Raw genomic sequence first — 6,048 nt, forward strand, 5'->3', positions numbered from 1 at the left:
CACTCATGGTTAGAGCATCGAACATCTTTAGTTTTTCCAGCTGTTTTAAAGTGATGAAAGAAATTCCTTTGCAAGCATTGCCCCAGCAGCTTCCCTTTCCGGGCATGCAAGCTTTATCTAATATTTTTTAAATTAGGATGTTCTATTGGAGGGATGTATACCGAAAGCCTGATCATTATGAAGCAGGACTTCTTTTACATTCCGTTTTTTTGAGAGGATTCAGGACTAGTTTGTGGCCACTTCTTAGGCTGAGATGGCAAACAACAATTTTTCATTCAGCTTGTCTGCTTTTTTCTTAAATGTAAGATCGTATGTTTTTCTAATATTTCTCCCAAAAAAATCCCCTCTATAGCAGACAGATAAGCACGCTTTTTTCTGTCTGCTAGAAGGGGATCACATCAAAAACAGAAGCTTTCCTTCTTTATTCTCCAATTGCTTTCTCTGTCACTTCGCGAATTGCATTGCGGTCATACGTCAGGCGGCTGCCATCTCCGCATTTGATCACAATGGTTCCTTCTTCTATCGCGTCGATGAAACCATGAAGGCCCCCGATCGTGACAATCTTATCTCCTTTTTGCAAATTGTTTTGCATTTCCATTATCGCCTTCTGGCGCTTTTGCTGCGGACGAATAAGCAAAAAGTAGAATATTACAAACATCAATATGAGCATAATAATGGTTTGCATGATATCCCCCCTTTCTGAGAACGATTGAAATTAGAAGTTTTTCGCATTCGGACGATTAAAGCCATACGCTTCAAAAAATTCGTCGCGGAAATCGCCTAAGCGGTCTTCTCTAATCGCTTCTCTTACTTGTGCCATTAATTTTATCAGAAAATATAAGTTATGATAAGTTGTTAGTCTTATACCAAAGGTTTCGTTTGTGCGAATTAAGTGACGAATATAGGCGCGTGAATAATGGCGGCACGTATAGCAGTCGCAATTTTCATCGAGCGGGCCGAAATCACGGGCATATTTCGCATTTTTCACGACCAGCCGGCCTTCGCTCGTCATCAATGTGCCGTTTCTGGCAATTCGTGTCGGCAGGACACAATCAAACATATCAACGCCTCTAATCGAACCGTCAATTAAAGAGTCTGGAGAACCGACCCCCATTAAATAGCGAGGTTTATCGGCCGGAAGCAGCGGAGTAGTAAATTCCAGCACCCGATTCATGACTTCTTTCGGCTCACCGACAGACAAACCGCCGATGGCGTAGCCAGGGAAGCCAAGCGAAACTAAGTCGCTGGCACTCTGGCGGCGCAAATCCTCATATTCCCCTCCTTGAACGATGCCAAACAAGCCCTGATCTTGCGGGCGGGCATGCGCTTTTAGACATCTTTCCGCCCAGCGCGATGTCCGCTCCACAGACCGCTTCATATAGTCCCGCTCAGCCGGATAGGGAGGACATTCATCGAATGCCATCATAATATCCGAGCCCAAAGCATTTTGGATTTCCATCGCCTTTTCCGGAGAGAGGAACAGCTTGTCCCCATTTAAATGATTGCGAAAATGAACCCCCTCTTCTTCTATCTTACGGAACTCACTTAAAGAAAAGACCTGAAAACCGCCGGAATCCGTTAATATTGAGCGATCCCAATTCATAAATTTATGAAGGCCGCCTGCCTCTTTCACAATATCATGTCCCGGACGAAGCCATAAATGATAGGTGTTGCTCAGTATGATGTTCGCACCCATCGCTTTTAAATCTTCCGGTGACATTGTCTTCACTGTCGCCAGTGTGCCAACCGGCATAAAAACAGGCGTCTCAAAGCTGCCATGGGGTGTGTGCACACGGCCGAGACGGGCGCCTGTCTGTTTGCATGTTTTGATCAATTCATATCGAATCGCTGTCAAATGCTTGCAGCTCCTTTCTATTATTGAATCAGCATCGCATCGCCGAAGCTGAAGAAACGATACTTCTTGTTCACCGCTTCTTCATAAGCATTCAGCACATGCTGTTTGCCAGCCAGGGCACTCACCAGCATGATTAGCGTAGACTTTGGCAAATGAAAATTGGTGATCATGCCGTCAATCGCTCTGAATGGGAACCCCGGATAAATAAAAATATCCGTCCAGCCACTTGCCGCCGTAATTTGACCGCCATGATCGCGCGCCACCGTTTCCAGCGTCCGAGTCGAGGTCGTCCCCACGCTAATAATACGGCCGCCTTTTTGCTTCACTTCTTCAATCAGCCGGGCGGTCTCTTCAGACACCTGATAGAACTCACTGTGCATTTCATGATCTTCAATCTTATCGGCTGATACCGGCCGGAAAGTGCCGAGTCCGACATGAAGAGTAATAAAAGCAAGATGAACGCCCATTTCTTTAATTTCCTGGAGCAGCTCTTCAGTAAAGTGAAGCCCGGCAGTAGGTGCGGCAGCAGAGCCGCGCTCTTTCGCATACACAGTTTGGTAACGGTCCTGTTCCTCCAGCTGTTCCTTGATATAAGGAGGCAGCGGCATTTCGCCCAGTTCCTCCAGCACTTCATAAAAGATGCCGTCATAAGAAAATTCAAGCATGCGGCCGCCGTGATCCTTGATGCCCGTGCAGGTAGCCGTCAGCCTTCCGTCTCCAAAAGAAATAACGCTTCCTTCTTTGATTCGCTTGGCCGGCTTCACGAGTGTTTCCCAGCAATCCCCTTCTTCTTGTTTCAAGAGCAGCACTTCCATTTTAGCGCCTGTGTCAGCTTTCACGCCATACAAGCGCGCCGGCAATACGCGCGTATCATTTAGCACAAGACAATCTCCGGGGTTTAAAAACTCTGTGATTTGTTTAAAAATCCGGTGCTGAATCTCGCCTGTTTCTTTATCGAGCACCATCAAGCGGCTTTCCGCCCGCTCTTTTAAAGGTGTCTGTGCAATTAACTCTTCAGGTAAATAAAAATCAAAATCTTCTACTTTCACTTTATTCATCCCTATCTATTCATTTCCATTTTCCAATCAGGTAAAAAATTAATGATAACACAACGCTGGCAATGATGGACGTCATAATTGGAAAATAAAAAGTCGTATTTCCTTTTTTAATAAGAATGTCTCCGGGAAGCTTGCCGACTTTAATGAATTGCAGCAAAAGACCAACTATAAACAAGCCGGCACCGGCCAGCATGAGCATTTTTCCGATTCCGCTCATTTCGTCGGCACCTCCATCTGAAAATGCTGATAAACCAACTCACTGACAATTCGCCCGCGAGGTGTCCGCTGCAGAAATCCGATCTGCAGCAGGTACGGTTCATATACATCTTCAATGGTCACTGCTTCCTCCCCTATGCTTGCGGCAATCGTTTCAATCCCGACAGGGCCGCCGCGAAATCGCTCAATGATCGCTTTTAACAGCTTGTGATCAATATGGTCAAGCCCCCGGCGATCGACTTGTAAGCGCTCCAGTGCTTCCTGCGCTATTTCAAAGGTAATTATGCCATCGCCGCGCACCTGAGCATAATCGCGCACGCGCTTTAACAGCCGATTGGCTATCCTCGGGGTTCCCCGGGAGCGCCGGGCAATCTCTGCCGCGCCCTGCTCATCTATGGCCGTGCCGAAAATATCCGCTGTCCGCAGCACAACTTGACAAAGCTGTTCTTCATTATAATATTCAAGCAGGCTCAGCACACCGAAACGGTCGCGCAGCGGCGCCGAGAGCGATCCGGCTCGAGTCGTCGCTCCAATCAATGTAAACGGCGGCAAATCAAGACGGACAGAACGGGCACTCGGCCCTTTGCCGATCACAATATCTAAGCAAAAATCCTCCATGGCCGGATACAGCACTTCTTCAATTGCACGCGGGAGGCGATGAATTTCATCAATAAACAGCACATCTCCCGGTTCAAGCGCCGTCAAGACAGCCGCCAGATCTCCCGGCCGTTCAATAGCCGGTCCTGCCGTCGTCCGCAACTGAACCCCCATTTCATTGGCAATCACCGCAGCTAACGTCGTTTTTCCAAGTCCGGGAGGGCCATACAGCAGCACATGATCCAGCGTCTCTTCACGCTGGAGGGCTGCTTTGATGAATACTTCCAGATTCTCCTTAACTTGATTCTGGCCTATGTATTGCTTTAGAGTCTGAGGGCGGAGCGACTGTTCTTCATGCAATTCTGTCCTGTCAGCCGTTCCAGAAACCATTCGATCTTCCATCTTGATCCCTCCCTTTCCAGTCTATCCATTCAATAACAACTGCAACCCTTTGCGGATGTATTGATCTGTTGTCATTTTCTCTTGCTTCAGCTTTGCGGTGATTTTTTTGATTTCCCGCTGAGAATAGCCGAGCGCTTCAAGCGCCAAAATTGCTTCCTCAAGCTCTGCGGCAAAGGAAGATTCCTGTTCCGATTCCTTTGTTTGAAATAAATTCGGGAAATACTCGGGCACGACATCCGCAAGCTTTCCCTTCAAATCTAATATCATTTGCCGGGCTGTTTTCTTGCCGATCCCCGGAAACTTGATTAAAAACGACTCATTTTCCTGTTCAATCGCTGAAATAACCTGTCCCGGCTCTCCGCTTGCCAAAACGGCCAGCGCTCCTTTCGGTCCGATCCCCGAGACGCAGATTAATTTTTCAAAAAGCCGCTTCTCCTCTATTGTGGCAAATCCATACAGCGCTAAGACATCTTCGCGCACATGCTGATATACATATATCGTCATCAGCTGCTTTTCAAATTGAGAAAATGCAAATGGATTTGGCGTCAGCACTTGATAACCAATACCGCCATTTTCAATCACGATATATTCCGGTCCAATAAATTCTACACTGCCTTTTATATACTCGTACACGTTCTCTCCTCCTGCACACTACCCTTCATTGTATCATATCATGATGATTCTGAAACGAAAATCTATAAGAAACATCTGTTCCTTTCCGAACTAAAAAGACCAGCTTCTTTCTTCCATCTCTGGTAAAAGAAGCTGGTCCCGTGTGTCCGCACTGCTGCCTGAAACTTTAGTTTGGCGATACCATGCCGCCCGCTCCCGCCGAGCTGACATCCGGCTTTCCGCCCTTGTTGCTTGTTCTTTGATAAGGCGATTCCGCCTCCGTATTTTTGTTTTTCTCAACAGAAAGCACGCGTATGTCCTTTTCATGCAGCAGTTGCTCCAATTCTTTTTCAATATCGCCCTGGATCTTCACTTCATCATACTGGAGTTCTGCCTTTATTATTTTCAATGTCATCTTCCTTTCTGTGGATGAGTCGTTATTTCTTTCTTTCCCTGCCTCTCACTCATTAAACTCTCCGATCAAAAAAGGGTTGCATGAACACGAGATTTGCTGTAGTATTGACTCATCAGCTGCGTTGTACGTAATCTTAATAAAGTTTTAACCTTTAAACTGAAATAGGGAGTTTTATATTAAAGCAGGAATATCATGCCTCGGCAAAGAGGACGATAGGAGCGCTTTTGCAAACACCCACTTTATGGAGTGGTGGTTTTAAAACTCTATTAACCATACGGCAACAGCGGCCTTTCCATTACATACAAAGGGGCTGTCCCAAAAGTCGGTGAAACCGACTTTTGAGGACGGCCCCTGTTTTTTTTCTATTTTTAAGCACAAAAAAATCGCTCTTTCTTGTAAAATGTAAGTAACCAAACCAACACATACAAAAGGAGCGATTTTTTTATGAGCAGCCAAAAGACTACTCCCACAAATTATAACACGGACCAGTTGTCTTTACCACTAGAAACGGAAGAGGTGTCCACGCAAAAAAAGAACTTCCGTTCCAAACCTGTCTTTGTTTCCTATCAAACAGACCAGCTGATGCTTCCGATGGATCTCAGTGACTGGATTCCTGCACACCATGTCTCCCGTTTTATCCATGAGATGATTGAAAACATGCCCGATGAGCTGTTCATCAAGCCTTATAAAGGCGGCGGCCGAAGTGCCTATCACCCCAAAATGATGGTCAAAATTCTTCTTTATGCGTACTCGCAAAAGGTCTATTCCTGCCGAGGAATCGCGAAGATGCTAGACGAAAACCTGCCGATGATTTGGCTCTCTGCCATGCAAAAACCAGATTTCCGTACGATTAACCGTTTCCGCAGCGGCCAGATGAAATCCATGACGTAATA

The 6,048-nt window shown here is 46.3% G+C and carries 7 protein-coding genes, 1 other RNA gene and 1 pseudogene; 2 read left to right on the top strand and 7 right to left on the bottom strand.

Annotation, left to right across the window (positions count from 1 at the left end; all coding sequences use genetic code 11):
* Positions 1–421: 421 nt before the first annotated feature.
* The 7 genes from yajC to CEF20_RS10155 all read right to left on the bottom strand — a co-directional run bounded on the left by yajC (position 422) and on the right by CEF20_RS10155 (position 5,149).
* Positions 422–685: a preprotein translocase subunit YajC gene (yajC, locus tag CEF20_RS10125; protein ID WP_100331695.1), complete on the bottom strand. Its 264-nt coding sequence runs from the start codon at positions 683–685 to the stop codon at positions 422–424.
* A 30-nt stretch (positions 686–715) separates the two neighbouring features.
* A complete protein-coding gene (gene tgt / locus CEF20_RS10130; RefSeq protein WP_100331696.1) occupies positions 716–1,855 on the bottom strand; it encodes a tRNA guanosine(34) transglycosylase Tgt in 1,140 nt (379 codons plus the stop codon).
* A gap of 20 nt (positions 1,856–1,875) precedes the next feature.
* Positions 1,876–2,904: a tRNA preQ1(34) S-adenosylmethionine ribosyltransferase-isomerase QueA gene (queA, locus tag CEF20_RS10135; protein WP_100332079.1), complete on the bottom strand. Its 1,029-nt coding sequence runs from the start codon at positions 2,902–2,904 to the stop codon at positions 1,876–1,878.
* 19 nt (positions 2,905–2,923) lie between these two features.
* A complete protein-coding gene (locus CEF20_RS10140; RefSeq protein WP_100331697.1) occupies positions 2,924–3,130 on the bottom strand; it encodes a DUF2905 domain-containing protein in 207 nt (68 codons plus the stop codon).
* Positions 3,127–4,128, bottom strand: coding sequence for a Holliday junction branch migration DNA helicase RuvB (ruvB, locus tag CEF20_RS10145; protein WP_100331698.1), 1,002 nt, complete (start codon positions 4,126–4,128; stop codon positions 3,127–3,129). The genes CEF20_RS10140 and ruvB overlap by 4 nt, the downstream gene beginning before the upstream one ends.
* Before the next feature lie 21 nt (positions 4,129–4,149).
* Positions 4,150–4,761: a Holliday junction branch migration protein RuvA gene (ruvA, locus tag CEF20_RS10150; protein WP_100331699.1), complete on the bottom strand. Its 612-nt coding sequence runs from the start codon at positions 4,759–4,761 to the stop codon at positions 4,150–4,152.
* A gap of 166 nt (positions 4,762–4,927) precedes the next feature.
* A complete protein-coding gene (locus CEF20_RS10155; protein ID WP_100331700.1) occupies positions 4,928–5,149 on the bottom strand; it encodes a hypothetical protein in 222 nt (73 codons plus the stop codon).
* A 116-nt stretch (positions 5,150–5,265) separates the two neighbouring features.
* Here CEF20_RS10155 and ssrS point away from each other — a divergent pair.
* A non-coding RNA gene (ssrS, locus tag CEF20_RS10160) (6S RNA) lies at positions 5,266–5,449 on the top strand.
* Positions 5,450–5,737: 288 nt separating this feature from the next.
* A pseudogene (locus CEF20_RS10165) lies at positions 5,738–6,029 on the top strand (transposase); the annotation flags it as partial.
* Between the last annotated feature and the right edge of the window lie 19 nt (positions 6,030–6,048).

Origin of the sequence: Bacillus xiapuensis, assembly GCF_002797355.1 — a bacterium.
GTDB lineage: Bacteria > Bacillota > Bacilli > Bacillales > Domibacillaceae > Bacillus_CE > Bacillus_CE xiapuensis.